The sequence below is a fragment of the Pseudomonas sp. HD57-3 genome (assembly GCF_056113135.1).
The window spans coordinates 1419259-1434228 of record NZ_CM148568.1 but is presented as its reverse complement, the minus strand read 5'-3'; the positions used below and the strand labels follow the sequence as shown (position 1 = coordinate 1434228).

At 61.2% G+C, this 14970-nt stretch carries 17 protein-coding genes; 8 read left to right on the top strand and 9 right to left on the bottom strand.

From position 1 onward, the window contains the following. Positions 1-27: 27 nt before the first annotated feature. The 4 genes from trmD to ffh form a co-directional block, all read right to left on the bottom strand. Positions 28-780, bottom strand: a complete 753-nt coding sequence (trmD, locus tag AC0R79_RS06355; RefSeq protein ID WP_007954629.1) for a tRNA (guanosine(37)-N1)-methyltransferase TrmD — start codon at positions 778-780, stop codon at positions 28-30. A gap of 3 nt (positions 781-783) precedes the next feature. Next, positions 784-1320: a ribosome maturation factor RimM gene (gene rimM, locus AC0R79_RS06350; protein ID WP_007954628.1), complete on the bottom strand. Its 537-nt coding sequence runs from the start codon at positions 1318-1320 to the stop codon at positions 784-786. Between the two features lie 5 nt (positions 1321-1325). Further along, complete coding sequence (rpsP, locus tag AC0R79_RS06345; protein WP_003198088.1) at positions 1326-1577, bottom strand: 30S ribosomal protein S16; 252 nt, start codon at positions 1575-1577, stop codon at positions 1326-1328. A 411-nt stretch (positions 1578-1988) separates the two neighbouring features. Beyond that, positions 1989-3365 (bottom strand): signal recognition particle protein, encoded by a 1377-nt coding sequence (ffh, locus tag AC0R79_RS06340; protein ID WP_007954627.1) that lies wholly within the window; start codon positions 3363-3365, stop codon positions 1989-1991. A 209-nt stretch (positions 3366-3574) separates the two neighbouring features. Here ffh and AC0R79_RS06335 point away from each other — a divergent pair, with 209 nt between their 5' ends. The 3 genes from AC0R79_RS06335 to AC0R79_RS06325 all read left to right on the top strand — a co-directional run bounded on the left by AC0R79_RS06335 (position 3575) and on the right by AC0R79_RS06325 (position 7193). Further along, the gene (locus AC0R79_RS06335; RefSeq protein WP_007954625.1) at positions 3575-4387 is read left to right on the top strand and encodes a cytochrome C assembly family protein; all 813 of its coding nucleotides are present in this window, start codon (positions 3575-3577) and stop codon (positions 4385-4387) included. 12 nt (positions 4388-4399) lie between these two features. Then, on the top strand, positions 4400-5641 hold the full coding sequence (locus AC0R79_RS06330) for a transporter associated domain-containing protein (RefSeq protein ID WP_474733732.1): 1242 nt from the start codon (positions 4400-4402) through the stop codon (positions 5639-5641). Positions 5642-5876: 235 nt separating this feature from the next. Continuing rightward, entirely contained in the window at positions 5877-7193 is a 1317-nt protein-coding gene (locus AC0R79_RS06325; RefSeq protein WP_127797013.1) for an MFS transporter, read from the top strand. Positions 7194-7240: 47 nt separating this feature from the next. Here the strand turns inward: AC0R79_RS06325 and purT are convergent, their stop codons facing one another. The 5 genes from purT to AC0R79_RS06300 form a co-directional block, all read right to left on the bottom strand. After that, positions 7241-8422 (bottom strand): formate-dependent phosphoribosylglycinamide formyltransferase, encoded by a 1182-nt coding sequence (gene purT, locus AC0R79_RS06320; RefSeq protein ID WP_474733731.1) that lies wholly within the window; start codon positions 8420-8422, stop codon positions 7241-7243. A gap of 100 nt (positions 8423-8522) precedes the next feature. Beyond that, the gene (locus tag AC0R79_RS06315; RefSeq protein WP_127797011.1) at positions 8523-8990 is read right to left on the bottom strand and encodes a preQ0 transporter; all 468 of its coding nucleotides are present in this window, start codon (positions 8988-8990) and stop codon (positions 8523-8525) included. A 64-nt stretch (positions 8991-9054) separates the two neighbouring features. Continuing rightward, positions 9055-9270 (bottom strand): DUF1289 domain-containing protein, encoded by a 216-nt coding sequence (locus AC0R79_RS06310; protein WP_007954618.1) that lies wholly within the window; start codon positions 9268-9270, stop codon positions 9055-9057. Further along, the gene (locus AC0R79_RS06305; protein WP_007954617.1) at positions 9267-9791 is read right to left on the bottom strand and encodes a gamma carbonic anhydrase family protein; all 525 of its coding nucleotides are present in this window, start codon (positions 9789-9791) and stop codon (positions 9267-9269) included. The genes AC0R79_RS06310 and AC0R79_RS06305 overlap by 4 nt, the downstream gene beginning before the upstream one ends. Positions 9792-9838: 47 nt before the next feature. Next, on the bottom strand, positions 9839-10438 hold the full coding sequence (locus AC0R79_RS06300; protein ID WP_474733725.1) for a CoA pyrophosphatase: 600 nt from the start codon (positions 10436-10438) through the stop codon (positions 9839-9841). A gap of 147 nt (positions 10439-10585) precedes the next feature. Between AC0R79_RS06300 and AC0R79_RS06295 the strand changes: the two genes are divergently transcribed. The 5 genes from AC0R79_RS06295 (at position 10586) to AC0R79_RS06275 (ending at position 14957) form a co-directional block, all read left to right on the top strand. Further along, a complete protein-coding gene (locus AC0R79_RS06295) occupies positions 10586-11137 on the top strand; it encodes an NUDIX hydrolase (RefSeq protein WP_085608171.1) in 552 nt (183 codons plus the stop codon). 102 nt (positions 11138-11239) lie between these two features. Continuing rightward, a complete protein-coding gene (locus tag AC0R79_RS06290; protein WP_007954614.1) occupies positions 11240-11755 on the top strand; it encodes a L,D-transpeptidase family protein in 516 nt (171 codons plus the stop codon). A 330-nt stretch (positions 11756-12085) separates the two neighbouring features. After that, positions 12086-12817, top strand: coding sequence for a GntR family transcriptional regulator (locus tag AC0R79_RS06285; protein ID WP_007954613.1), 732 nt, complete (start codon positions 12086-12088; stop codon positions 12815-12817). 30 nt (positions 12818-12847) lie between these two features. After that, entirely contained in the window at positions 12848-13954 is a 1107-nt protein-coding gene (gene nagA / locus AC0R79_RS06280; protein WP_474733723.1) for an N-acetylglucosamine-6-phosphate deacetylase, read from the top strand. Next, complete coding sequence (locus AC0R79_RS06275; protein ID WP_474733721.1) at positions 13935-14957, top strand: SIS domain-containing protein; 1023 nt, start codon at positions 13935-13937, stop codon at positions 14955-14957. Before nagA ends, AC0R79_RS06275 begins: the two co-directional genes overlap by 20 nt. Positions 14958-14970: the final 13 nt, after the last annotated feature.

Here is a 14970-nt window from a genome sequence, read left to right as displayed (position 1 = left end):
ATCGTTTGATCTACCATCGATACGTTGTTAACTATCGTCCCGCTCGCGGATGTATTCCTCGAGCAGCTTCTTCTCTTCTCCAGAAAGCGAGCGGCTTTCCAGAAGATCGGCGCGTCGTTCATAGGTCCTACCAAGGGACTGCTGTAAACGCCAACGCCGGATATGCGCGTGATTGCCACTCAGCAACACGTCGGGAACACGCTGATCCGCATACACCTCAGGTCGGGTGTAGTGCGGGCAATCCAGCAGACCATCCGTAAAGGAATCTTCCTCAGCGGAATCCGCATGCCCTAAAGCTCCGGGCAGCAGTCGTGTAACCGCATCGATCATGACCATGGCCGGCAGCTCGCCGCCAGACAACACATAGTCACCAATCGACCACTCTTCATCGACATGAGCATCAATAAAACGCTCGTCAATGCCTTCATAGCGACCGGCAATCAGGATCAATGCATCCGATTTCGCCAGTTCGCGTACCGCCGACTGAGTCAGTTGACGGCCTTGGGGGGACAGGTAAATCACCTTCGCCGCCTCCCCGGCTGCTGCCTTGGCCTGAACCAGAGCATCTTCCAGGGGCTTGATCTTCATCACCATGCCCGGACCACCGCCAAACGGGCGATCGTCCACAGTGTGATGCCGATCCGTCGTGTAATCCCGCGGATTCCAACAGGTCAGCTGCAAGAGCCCCTGTTTGACCGCACGACTGGTAATGCCGTACTCACTGATGGCCGAGAACATCTCGGGGAACAGCGTAATGACGTCTACGCGCAGGCTGGCCATTGCTTAGAAGTCCGCGTCCCATTCCACCCTCATCACGCCTGCTTCCAGGTCGATTGCCAGCACGCATTGCTCCGTATAGGGCAACAACCGCTCGCGATCATCCAGGCTGCCGACGCAGGGTTTGACCACCAATACATCGTTCGCGCCGGTCTCCAACAGGTGATCAACCTTGCCGAAGAATTCTTCGTTCTGGTTGATGACACTCAGACCCTGCAACTGGTACCAGTAGTACTCGTCGCCAGTCAGGTTGGGCAAAAGGCTTCGCGAGATGCAAATCTCGTAACCGCTCAGAAGACGGGCTTCATCGCGATCGTCGAGGCCTTTGAGCTTGGCAACCAGATCCTTTTGAGTGGATCGGCCGCTGACCAGCTCGACCTGCTTTACCACGCCTTCGCGCCGAAGCGTCCAGTTGCGGTAGTTCAACAGGTTTTCAATCGGATCGGTAAAGGAAAAGACCTTCACCTCGCCGCGAACGCCGTGAACCGAAAAAATCTTGCCGACAACGATCAGGTCATCAGCTTTTTCTGGCGTCGCGCTCATACTGCTCAGGCTGCAGCCTTGGCAGATTCCTTCAGCAACTGAGCAACACGCTCAGAAGGCTGTGCACCAACGCTCAGCCAGTAGGCAACGCGCTCTTGGTTCACGGACAGACGAACTTCCTGACCACGTGCAACAGGGTTGAAGAAACCAACCTGTTCTTTGTGGGAACCGTCACGCGGGTTGCGGGAGTCGGTTACGGTCAGGTGGTAAAACGGGCGCTTTTTGGAGCCGCCAAGGGCAAGACGGATTGTTAGCATGTGAACATCGTTCCTGTAGTCGGTGCTGCAAATCTAAATGCACAGCGGGCATGGGTGCCCGAAAGGCCGCATATTCTAAGGAATATCCGGACTTTTGCAAATGACTTTTTCCGGCGCCTATGGCATGCCGTGCAGATTTGCATATGGGGCCGTCGTTCAAAACGGCCGATCAGCTCCCGCCGAGTGCGGGTTTGCTGTTGATCCTGCGTCCTTGCAGGGTCTGCGCCAGTACGACGACCGGCGCGGATTCTAGTGTCCCGCCTCATCCATTTCGCTCACTTTTGGCGAGTGGCTGATGCCCTCAAGCAAGGCGCCGCGACGAGTCATAGCCCGCTATGGCGAGGAGCGGCAACGCAGCATGAGGGCATCAGACGCCGCCATAAGTGAGCAGAATGGGTGAGACGGGACACCTTACATTTTTGGCATGCCGCCGCCGGGCAACATACCGCCCATGCCGCGCATCATTTTCGCCATTCCGCCCTTGGCGGAGAATTTCTTCATCATCTTCTGCATCTGCTTGTGCTGCTTGATCAAGCGGCCGATGTCCTGCACCTGGGTGCCGGAACCCATGGCGATCCGGCGCTTGCGCGAACCGCTGATCAGCTCAGGGTCGCGGCGCTCGGCCGGGGTCATGGAGTTGATGATGGCTTCCATCTGCTTGAACTGCTTCTCTGCAGCGTTCTGGGCATTGCCCATTTGCGAGAGATTGACGCCGCCGATGTTCGGCAGTTTGTCCATGAGCCCGCCGAGGCCGCCCATGTTCTTCATCTGCTGCAGCTGATCACGGAAGTCTTCGAGGTCGAAGCCCTTGCCCTTCTTCAGCTTCTTGGCCAGTTTGTCGGCCTTGTCCTTGTCGAGGGTCGCTTCAGCCTGTTCGATCAGGCTGAGCACGTCGCCCATGCCGAGGATCCGCGAAGCGATACGCTCCGGGTGGAACGGATCGAGCGCTTCGCTCTTCTCGCCCATACCGATGAACTTGATCGGCTTGCCGGTGATTGCGCGAACGGACAGCGCGGCACCGCCACGGGCATCACCGTCGACCTTGGTCAGGATCACACCGGTCAGCGGCAGCGCATCACCGAAGGCCTTGGCCGTGTTGGCCGCGTCCTGACCGGTCATGGCGTCGACCACGAACAGGGTTTCAACCGGATTGATCGCGGCGTGCAGCGCCTTGATCTCGCCCATCATCTCTTCGTCGATGTGCAGACGACCGGCGGTGTCGACGATGACCACGTCGATGAATTTCAGTTTTGCTTCTTTAATAGCCGCGTTGGCGATGTCGACCGGCTTCTGGCTCAGGTCGGACGGGAAGAACGTCACGCCGATGTCGTTGGCCAGGGTTTCCAGCTGTTTAATAGCAGCGGGACGGTAGATGTCCGCCGACACGACCATGACCGACTTCTTCTTGCGCTCTTTAAGGAAGCGCGCCAGTTTGCCGGCGGTGGTGGTTTTACCCGCACCCTGCAGACCGGCCATCAGAATGACGGCAGGCGGCACGGCGCTCAGGTTCAAGTCTTCGTTGGCCGCGCCCATCAGGCTTTCGAGTTCGGCCTGGACGATCTTCACGAACGCCTGGCCCGGCGTCAGGCTGCGCGACACCTCGGTGCCGACAGCGCGTTCCTTGACCGAATTGACGAAGTCCTTGACCACCGGCAGGGCGACGTCGGCTTCGAGCAACGCCATGCGCACTTCGCGCAGGGTGTCTTTGATATTGTCCTCGGTCAGCTTCGCCTTGCCGGTGACATGGCGCAGCGTCTGCGAGAGACGGTCGGTTAAGTTTTCAAACATTGCGCGATCCTTTCAGGCCCTGTGTAGACCGGGATAATGGCGGCCCAGACCGGAATCAACATGTGCTCGGCGAGCCTGCGGCGTGGGCAGGTCGCGGATTATAGCGAAGACTGCGTCTGGCGGACACCTCGCTGTCAGCTTGCCGGTCTTTCGTGCAATGGCGGTTCTATGCCAAACTCAGCCCCTTTCGGGCTTGCCTAACAGGATTTATGCTCCCCTTGTCACCGAGTTTGCTGACCACCCTCGCCGCCGCCCTTCTCTATGCCGCTGCGACTCTCTATCAGGGCACCCGCCTGGCCACTGGCGCCAAGGCCAACAAGCGCCTGCTGGTCTCGCTCGGCGTCCTCGCCGTGCTGGCCCACAGCGCCAGCCTGCTCACCCATTTATTGACGCCGATCGGTCTGGGCCTGGATTTCTTCAGCGCCTCGAGCCTGATTGCTGCGGCTGTCATCGCCCTGACCCTGCTGGCCTGCTCGCGGATCCCGGTGGAAAACCTGCTTGTGCTGCTGTTCCCGCTGGGTGCGATCACGGTGCTGCTGGCGCAGTTCGCGCCGACCGGCACGGTGCAGGTGATCGATGAAGAACCGGGCATCCTCGCGCACATCCTGCTGTCGATCCTCGCCTACGGCATGTTCACCATCGCGGTGTTCCAGGCCTTGTTGCTGCTGGTGCAGGATCACCAGCTCAAGCACAAGCACCCGTCCGGACTGATCAAGAACTTCCCGCCGCTGCAAACCATGGAAAGCCTGTTGTTCGGTTTCCTCTGGGCTGGCTGGACTTTGCTGTCGCTGTCGCTGATCTCCGGCTGGCTGTTCGTCGAGAACCTGTTTGCCCAGCACCTGGTGCACAAAACCCTGCTGGCCTGCCTGGCCTGGATCGTGTTCAGCGTCCTGCTGTGGGGCCGTAACCGCCTCGGCTGGCGCGGGCACAAGGCAATCCGCTGGACCCTCGCCGGTTTCTGCCTGCTGATGCTCGCGTATTTCGGCAGCAAATTGGTTCGTGAATACATCCTGCACATCTGACGGGCGGCATAAATGGACGGTTTGCCCATAGGGCCGATGCTCGCGGTATTTGTCCTGCTGATTCTCTGGTCGGGACTGTTTACCGCCGTTGAAGCGGCGCAACAGCACCTGCTCGCGCAACGTACCGCCTCCCGCGCCAGCGACAAGCCGCTGGCGAAGCTCAGCTTCCCGCTCGACAGCCTGATCCTCTGCAATACCCTGTGCCGCGCCCTGGCCGTCATTCTGGCCACGCTGCTGGCAATCTTTCTCTGTGAAGAAAACGGCCCCTGGGCGGCTTGTCTCGGCGCCGGCGCCCTGCTGCTGGTTTTTGCCGACTATTTCCCTCGCGCCCTCGCCCAGCGTTATCCGGATGCGGTGTTGTCGTTCGGCAATACGCTGCTGGCGGTCCCGCTGAAGGTCGTTTACCCACTTGCCTGGCTGCTCAGCCGCATCAGTGGTTTGCTGATGCGTCCGTTCATCCGCAAGACCCAGGTGGTGCAACAGAGCGAAGACGATGTACCGGCGGAGCGTCAAGACGATCCGGATCATCCGGTGCGTCCGCATCCGGTTTCAGGCATCCATGCGCTGGACAACATCACGGTCAACGACATTCTGGTGCCGCGCAGTGACGTCGACGGCATCAACCTCGACGATCCGATCGAAGAAATCATCGAGCAATTGCGCAAGAACCGGCGCACTCGCCTGCCGGTCTTCCACAGCGATATCAATCAGGTCGAGGCGGTGCTCAACACTCGGCAGATCCGCCACCTGCTGGACAATGGCAGCTTGACCCGCGAAGCCTTGCTGGCGGCCAGTTACGAGCCGTATTTCGTCCCTGAAAGCACCCCGCTGCAACTGCAACTGCTGAACTTCCACAAGCAGCAGCGGCGTCTGGGCATGGTGGTGGACGAGTACGGCGAAGTCCTCGGTATCGTCACCCTGGAGGACATTCTCGAAGAGATCGTCGGCGAATTCGAAAGCGAGCACAGCCTCGACAATCCGCACATCCACCCGCAGGCCGATGGCCGAATGGTGATCGATGGTGCGGCGTCGATCCGCGAGCTGAACAAATGCCTGGGCTGGCACCTGCCCAGCGACGGCCCCCGGACCCTCAATGGCCTGGTGACCGAGGCGCTGGAAACCATTCCGGAAAGCGCGGTCTGCCTGAAGATCGGCCGCTACCGGCTGGAGATTCTCGAAACCGAGGAAAACCGGGTGAGCAAAGTCCTGATCTGGCACACCTCTTCCGTTCCGGCGCTGGCCACGGCGCGCTAGACAGCCCCTTGTTCAATCGTTAGCCACCTTCCTATAATCGCGGAGCTTACCCAAGCCCCGCCGAACCGCGTGCTTACCCCGCACCCGACAAATTCCGGCCGGTTCATCGGCAATATCCGCACCACACCGACGACTGTTCCTACCTGAAGCAGCGATCGCGCCTCATCCCACATCCCTGGGTGTTCGACCATAATAATTCGCTCCAACGGAGCTCATGACTGTCAGGGATCACCGCATGACGACCAGTACCGCTTACAGCGACACCACGCCTGCCCAACCGACCAACTCCGCCACCCGCGTGGCCACGGCGAGTTTCATCGGCACGGCCATCGAGTTCTACGATTTCTACGTCTACGCCACCGCCGCTGCGCTGGTGATCGGGCCGGTGTTCTTCCCGCAGACCTCCGGCACGGCGCAGATGCTCTCGGCGTTCCTGACCTTCGGCATCGCCTTCCTCGCCCGACCTTTGGGTTCGGCACTGTTCGGCCACTTCGGCGACCGGATCGGGCGCAAATCGACTTTGGTCGCTTCGCTGCTGCTGATGGGTGTCTGCACCACGCTGATCGGCGTGCTGCCGGGTTACGACAGCATCGGGGCCTGGGCGCCGATCCTGCTGTGCGTGCTGCGCTTCGGTCAGGGCCTGGGATTGGGTGGCGAATGGGGCGGCGCAGCGCTGCTGGCGACCGAAAATGCCCCGAAAGGCAAACGGGCGTGGTTCGGCATGTTCCCGCAGCTCGGCCCTTCGATTGGCTTTCTGGCTGCCAACGGCCTGTTCCTGACCCTGGCCATGACGCTCAATGATGAACAATTCCGTAGCTGGGGCTGGCGGATTCCGTTTCTGCTCAGTGCGGCGCTGGTGATGGTCGGCTTGTACGTGCGCCTCAAGCTCCACGAAACCCCGGTGTTCGCCAATGCCATCGCCCGTCAGGAGCGAGTGAAAGTGCCGCTGGTCGAGCTGTTCAGTCAGTACTGGGCACCGACGTTGCTGGGCGCCGCCGCCATGGTGGTGTGCTATGCGCTGTTTTACATCTCGACCGTGTTCTCCCTGAGCTACGGCGTATCCACATTGGGATATAGCCGCGAGACATTCCTCGGACTGCTGTGCTTCGCAGTACTGTTCATGGCAGCCGCGACACCGTTGTCAGCCTGGGCCAGTGACCGTTACGGGCGCAAGCCGGTGCTGATCGTCGGCGGTGTGCTGGCGATTCTCTCCGGGTTTCTGATGGAGCCGCTGCTGACTCAGGGATCGACCTGGGGCGTGGCGCTGTTCCTGTGCATCGAGCTGTTTCTGATGGGCGTAACGTTCGCCCCGATGGGCGCATTGCTACCGGAGCTGTTTCCGACGCACGTGCGGTATACCGGCGCATCGGCAGCCTACAACCTCGGCGGGATTGTCGGAGCCTCGGCGGCGCCGTTCTTCGCGCAGAAACTGGTGGCGATGGGTGGTTTGAGTTACGTCGGCGGGTATGTGTCGGCGGCAGCGGTGCTCAGCTTGATCGCTGTGCTGTGCCTGAAGGAAACGCGCAATAACGATTTGAATCAGGTGTCGTAAATGCCCTGATCGCTCCCGCCCGATGCGGGAGCGATCAGGTTGCGAGATTACAGCTCTACAACGACCGCCCGGGAAGCACGGGTCGCCTTGGCACGAGCGGCTTCAATCGACTCGTCACGGGCCAGTGCAACACCCATGCGGCGCTGACCATTGACTTCAGGCTTGCCGAACAGACGCAGCGCGGTATCCGGCTCGCTCAGTGCAGCGCCGAGGTTGGCGAATGCGGTCTGGGTCGACTGACCTTCCACCAGAATCACCGCCGAAGCCGATGGGCCGAACTGACGGATCAGTGGCACCGGCAGGCCGAGGATTGCCCGGGCGTGCAGGGCGAACTGCGACAGGTCCTGGGAAATCAGGGTCACCAGACCGGTGTCGTGCGGACGCGGCGACACTTCGCTGAACCACACCTGATCGCCTTTGATGAACAGCTCGACGCCGAACAGGCCACGGCCGCCCAACGCTTCGGTCACGGCTTTGGCTACGCGCTCGGATTCAGCCAGCGCCACCGGACTCATGGCCTGTGGCTGCCACGATTCCTGATAGTCGCCCTTCTCCTGACGGTGACCGACCGGCGCACAGAAAGTCGTGCCGCCGACATGACGCACGGTCAGCAGAGTGATTTCGTAGTCGAAATCGATGAAGCCTTCGATGATCACGCGACCTTTGCCGGCGCGACCGCCCTCTTGGGCGTAATCCCAGGCTTTCTGCACGTCATCGGCGCTGCGCAGTAGGCTCTGGCCCTTGCCCGACGAGCTCATCACCGGTTTTACGACGCACGGGAAACCCAGGTCCTGAACGGCCTTGCTGTAATCCTCGAAGGTGTCGGCGAAGTGGTATGGCGAAGTCGGCAGGTCCAGCTCTTCGGCGGCCAGGCGACGGATGCCTTCGCGGTTCATGGTCAGTTGCGCAGCGCGAGCGGTCGGGATCACGGTGAAGCCTTCGGCTTCCAGTTCGACCAAGGTGGCGGTGGCGATGGCTTCGATTTCCGGCACGATGAAGTGCGGCTTCTCGGCTTCGATCACGGCACGCAGGGCGGCGCCGTCGAGCATGTTGATCACGTGGCTGCGATGCGCAACCTGCATGGCCGGCGCATTGGCGTAACGGTCAACGGCGATCACTTCAACGCCCAGGCGTTGCAGTTCGATCACCACTTCCTTGCCCAACTCACCACAGCCACACAGCAATACGCGGGTCGCGGTCGGCGACAATGGAGTTCCGATACGGGTCATCTCAGGTCCTCAAAGAAGCGGATCATCGAGGAAAGCAACGCCAGACGCGCTTTCCATGGGGAGAAAGCGCGGCATTTTACATGAACCTGAGGGTTTGGCTTCAGCCGGCGACAGCCTGTTTGCGTTCGCGCCAGGCCATGATCAGCCAGACCGCGGTGACACCGGCGAACTTCGAGGCCAGGGCCGTGATGATCACCGGCGGTGTCAGCAGATCGATCATGCCGAAGAAGATGAAGGTATCGAGGGGAATGCTCAGCGCCGAGCTGATCCACAAGCGGTCACGCAGCGGGCGCTTGGTGATGGTGAACACCAGCCAGTCAATGCACTCCGAGACCGCGAATGCCGTGGCGCTGGCCAGCGCAATCGACGGATCGGACGTGACATAGGACAGCACCAGCGCCGCCAGCATCGCCACGATCGCGCCGTGGCCGAAGCGAATCTGCACCATGTCGCGCAGCACGAACACCAGCCCGCCCCAGGCCGACCAGATGATGTCCAGGTGCGGCGCGGTGGAGAAGGCGAAGTTGATCAGCACGACGCTGCTGATGTAAGCGATGAGGAAAATCATGGGCGTGACCTGTCAATTTGGCGCACAGGTTACTTCAGCCCTTCGATGACGCCAATCAAATCGGTTATTGCCCTGGCGTTTTGCCGATCATCCAGACCAGGCCACTGGCCTTCGCCCGCTCATGGCAGAGCCCGAGCACAACCCGGCGTTCATCATTCGTCATCCGGCTCCAGCGAGTGATTTCCTCGACAGTACGCTGGCAACCGGTACAAATATCATCCTCATCCAGCGCGCAAATGCTCACGCATGGCGAGGCGACGGGTCTTTCCGGGGTTGTCATTCTTCCTGCTCGACCAGATCGCGCGCGTAGCGCTGGGAGTTATGCACATAGTGCGCGGCACTGGCTTCGAGCATCTTCTTCTGCGGCTCGGTGAGTTCGCGCACGACCTTGCCCGGCGAGCCCATCACCAGCGAGCCGTCAGGAATTTCCTTGCCTTCGCCGATCAGCGAATTGGCGCCGATGATGCAGTTCTTGCCGATTTTCGCGCCGTTAAGAATCACGGCGTTGATGCCGATCAGGCTGTAGTCGCCGACCGTGCAGCCGTGGAGCATGGCGTTGTGGCCGATGGTCACGCCGGTGCCGATGGTCAGCGGATAACCCATGTCGGTGTGCATCACCGTGCCGTCCTGCACGTTGCTGTTCTTGCCGATCAGGATCAGTTCGTTATCGCCGCGCAACACGGCGTTGAACCAGACGTTGGCGCCCTCTTCCAGTTTGACCTTGCCCACCAGCACGGCGTTGGGGGCGACCCAGCTCTGCGGATGGGTTTCGACACGGGCGTCGCCCAGGCGGTATTTCATCTTGTTTTCCTCAGGGCTCACGATGGCTGGCCATTCGAGCGATGGCTTCAGGTATGGATGAAGCTTTTGGGCGGCTGATGCAGGCTGATTTTGGCGTCATAGAGCAGGTTGATCAACTCGACGATCATGATCGCCGTCAGCCCCCAGATCTTGTATTCGCCGTAACGGTAGCTCGGCACGTACCAACTGCGACCCTGATAGTCGATGCGGTGGGTGTGTTCGCGCGGATCCTTGCGGAAGAACTCCAGCGGCACGCTGAACACCGCAGCGATCTCGGCATCATTGGCCTGGTATTCGACAAAGTCGGGAATCACCCCGACATACGGCGTGACCTTGATGCCATGCAGGGAAATCAGCGGACTGAGCGGACCGATCACTTCGACCAGTCCCGGCGGCAGGCCGATTTCCTCTTCGGCTTCACGCAGGGCGGTGAAAATCAGGTCCGGGTCTTCCGGATCGCGTCGTCCACCGGGGAAGGCGACTTCGCCGCCGTGGGTCGAGAGCCCGCTGGCGCGCAGGGTGAGGACAAGTTCGGGTTCGTCACTGCGAGTAATCGGCACCAAGACAGCGGCCTCGGGGAAACGCGTGTCGGTCTCCAGCGTGCGCGGCGTGTGATTGCTTACCCGGTGCAGTAGCTCGTCCAGCATAAGTGTTCTCGATCGGTGCCTTACCCTGCATCATGCACCAATCATTGCGACCGCCCAAGCCCCGAACAGGCGTCATGTCGCGAAACGACAACTTGCCGACTGACACCGCTGCACGCCAAGATAGGCGCAGCATTCAGGAACCCCAGCATGAAATTTTGCAGCCAGTGCGGCAACCCGGTGACCCAGCGCATTCCCGAAGGCGACTCGCGGCTGCGATTCGTCTGCGACAGCTGTCAGACGATTCACTACCAGAACCCCAATATCGTGGCCGGTTGCGTGCCGACCTGGGGCACCAAAGTCCTGCTGTGTCGCCGCGCCATCGAGCCACGCCTCGGTTACTGGACGCTGCCCGCCGGTTTCATGGAAAACGGCGAGACCATCGAGCAGGCCGCCATCCGCGAAACCGCCGAGGAAGCCTGCGCCCGGGTGCGCAACCTGAGCATCTACACCCTGATCGACGTGCCGCACATCAGTCAGGTGCATGTGTTTTTCCGCGCCGAGCTGGCGGATCTGGACTTCGCCGCTGGCCCTGAAAGCCTGGAAGTACAACTGTTCGACGAAGCCGACATTCCCTGGGACGAGCTGGCTTTCCGCACGGTGGGCCGTACTTTGGAATGCTTCTTTGCAGACCGGCGCGTCGAGGTCTATCCGGTTCGCTCCGAATCGATTCCGCCGCTCGCTCAACCGGCCATTACTTGATTTCGACGGCGGCCGGCCGATAACCGGCTAACGCAGCCCGCGACAGCGCCTGCACACTATCTATAAATAAAGTATCTGCTTCATTTCTGGGGAATCGTTTCAATGCGCTGGTTGCTTGCCCTGTTCTGCCTGTCGTTCGTCACCGTCTCCCAAGCGTCATTCGTGACCACCGTGACGCCTTCGAACACCCCGCTCATCGAAAAAGTACTGGTGCTGAAATCGGCCCATCAGCTGCAGTTGATCGCTGACGGCAAGCCGCTCAAAAGCTATCGCATCTCCTTGGGCAAGGGCGCGAAAAAAGGCCCGAAGCTGATTGAGGGCGACAAACGCACACCGGAAGGTTTCTATTGGATCGACTGGCGCAAGACCAGCGACAAATTCAACCTGTCGATGCACATCTCTTACCCGAACATCAGCGACTCCGCCCGCGCCCGCCGCGAAGGCGTCGAGCCTGGCGGCATGATCATGATCCACGGCACGCCGGACTCCGAGGACAACCCCGAACAACTGTTCCACACTCTGGACTGGACCGACGGCTGCATCGCCATGCGCAACGTCGACATGCGCGAAGTCTGGAACCTGGTGCCGGACGGCACGATGATCGAAATCCGCCCCTGATTCTGTCATCCAGGGAGCACGCTCCCGAGGGGCCGCAAACGGCCCTTTCTCCCGACCATTGGTCGCCCGCAAAAAATAAATCAAAAAGATCGCAGCCTGCGGCAACGTCTGAACGGTGATACCACTTTCACCCGCCAGAACTGCCGCAGACTGCGATCTTTTGCTTTCCATAGCCCACCGCTAATACCACTTGAAACCACCCGCCCTGAAACACCCGATTCCAAAGGACTACAGGCCTTTCCGCTGCGTTGACATGGTATGCAAGTGGTATTAGTTTTCGCCGAAACAGCGAGCGACAACAAACCAATATCAGCTCCGGAAGTGCCTTGCATGAACGATCTCCACGCCCTGCGCCCTGACGACTCCCAGCCGACGCCGCTGTACCTGCAACTGGCGCGCAACCTGGAAGCGGCGATCCATGCCGGCCAGTGGAAAGCCGAACAGGCGATGCCGTCGGAGCGCAATCTCAGCGAGATGCTGGGGATTTCCCGGGTCACCGCCCGCAAGGCGCTGGAAGTCCTGCTCGATCAAGGTTTGATCCGCCGCCTGCAAGGTTCCGGCACCTTCATCACTCCACGCCTCGAACAACCGCTGTCGCGCCTGTCGGGTTTCAGCGAGATGCTGCGCCTCAAGGGCTTCGTGCCCAGCTCGCAATGGCTGGAGCGGGAAATCACCCTGCCGACCCACGAAGAACTGATCCGCCTCGGCCTGTCGCCGAACGACAAGGTCGCGCGCATGAAACGCCTGCGCAAAGCCGACGACACCGTGATGGCCATCGAGATGAGCACCCTGCCCGCCTCGATCATGCCCAAGCCACAGGTGGTGGGCGATTCCCTCTACGAACACCTCGACAGCATCGGCAAACCGATCGTGCGCGCCTTGCAGCACATCCAGGCGATCAACGCCTCGGACGAGTTCGCCGCACTGGTCGGCATCGCCCCCGGCACTGCGATGCTGCTGATGACCCGGGTCGGCTACCTGGAAGACAACACGCCGATCGAAGTCACCGACACCTATTGCCGCAACGACTACTACGACTTTGTTGCAGAGCTTCGCCGCTGATCAGCAGCCAGGCCAAACGAGAGAAGCGAAATGTCTGAAGACAACATCCTCACCGCTGACGGCTGGATTCGCGGCCGGCTGATCCACGAACACGGCAGAGTCGTGTCGATCGAAGGCGTGCCTTGCGATCCGGCGACCAATGACTTGCCGTATCTGCTGCCGGGTTTCATCGACCTGCACGTCCACGGCGGTGGCGGCAAGGACATCATGGAAGGCGCCAGCGCGTTCGAGACCATCACCCGAACCCACGTGCGCTTCGGCACCACCTCGCTGCTGGCCACCACCATGACCGCGCCGAGTGCCGAGATTGCCAGCGTGCTCAAGGAGGTCGGCGAGTTCTGCGAACAGCGTCCGAAAGGCGCCGCCCGGGTGCTCGGCGTTCACCTCGAAGGCCCGTACATCAATCCCGGCAAACTCGGCGCCCAGCCGAACTTCGCCCACACCGCGTTGATGGCTGAGGTCGAAGACTATCTGGCACTGGCGCCGATCCGGGTGATTACCATCGCCCCGGAAATCGCCGGCCATGACGGTTTGATTCGTGAACTCAGCAGCCGTGGCATCCGCATGCAGATCGGCCACACCCTCGGCAGTTACGAGGAAGGCGTCGCCGCCCTCGAAGCCGGCGCCACCAGTTTCACCCACCTTTATAACGCCATGAGCCCGCTGCATCACCGCGAGCCGGGCATCGTCGGCGCGGCGCTGGCCCACGCCAAATTCGCCGAACTGATTCCGGACTTGCTGCACGTACACCCCGGCGCGATCCGCGTGGCCCTGCGCTCGATTCCATGCCTGTATTGCGTCACCGACTCGACCGCAGCCGCCGGCATGCCCGATGGCGAGTACAAGCTCGGCAGCCACACCGTCACCAAATGCCTGGGCGGCGTGCGCCTGCCCGACGGCACGTTGGCCGGCAGCACCCTGACCATGGATCAGGCCCTGCGCAACCTGGTGAAGATCGGTCTGCCGATCGCAGAGGCCTCGCAACGTCTTTCGCAATTCCCCGCCGACTACCTCGGCATCACCGAACGCGGGCGCCTTGCACCTGGCGCCTGGGCCGACTGCGTGCGGCTGGATCGCTCACTCACACTGACCGCCGTCATGGTCGAAGGAGAAGACATTGACTTCAAAAATGCTTGAGGAGGCGCTGTCCTCGTTCGAGGCCGTGCAAGCCCAACTGCAGCAGCTCGACCCGCAAATGATCGAGATCGCCGGGCGCCTGCGCCGTCAGCCGCCGCAAGTGGCGATGACCGTTGCTCGTGGCAGCTCCGACCATGCGGCGAGCTACTTCGCCTACCTGACCATGCAGCAACTTGGCGTACCGGTGGCATCATTGCCGATGTCGGTGGTGACCATGCAACAGGCGCCGTTGAAGGTCAGCGGTCAGGTTGCGTTCGCGTTTTCCCAGTCGGGCCAGAGCCCGGATCTGGTCAACAGCCTGCGTCTGCTGCGCAAGCGCGGCGCCCTCAGCGTGTCGATGGTCAACGCCGCCGATTCGCCGCTGGAAGCTGCCTGTGAATTCAGCCTGCCGTTGCTGGCCGGTACCGAAAGCAGTGTCGCCGCGACCAAGAGTTTCATCGCCACCCTCAGCGCCAGCGCTCGTCTGATCGCCCACTGGAAAGAAGACAGCGAATTGCTGGAGGCGCACAACGCCCTGCCCGAGGGCCTGCGCGAAGCCGCGCAACAGGACTGGAGCCTGGCCATCGACGCCCTGCGCGATTGCGAGCGGTTGATGGTGATCGGCCGTGGCGCCGGTTTTGCCATTGCCCAGGAAGCCGCGCTGAAATTCAAGGAAACCTCGGCAATCCAGGCCGAAGCCTTCAGCAGCGCCGAAGTCCGCCACGGCCCGATGGCCCTGATCGACGAACACTACCCATTGCTGGTGTTCGCCCCGCGCGGTGCCGAACAGGCCGGTCTGCTGAGCTTGGCAGCCGAGATGCGCCAGCGTGGCGCCCGCGTGCTGCTGGCCGCCCCGGATGACGTGATCGAACGTGACCTGACGTTGAGCCGTGCCGAGCACCCGGCCCTCGACCCGATCCTGGCGATCCAGAGTTTCTACGTGATGGCGGCCGGTCTGGCCGTGGCCCGTGGCATGGACCCGGATCAGCCGCGACACCTGAGCAAAGTCACCCGTACGCACTGAGTCCGAACCGAAC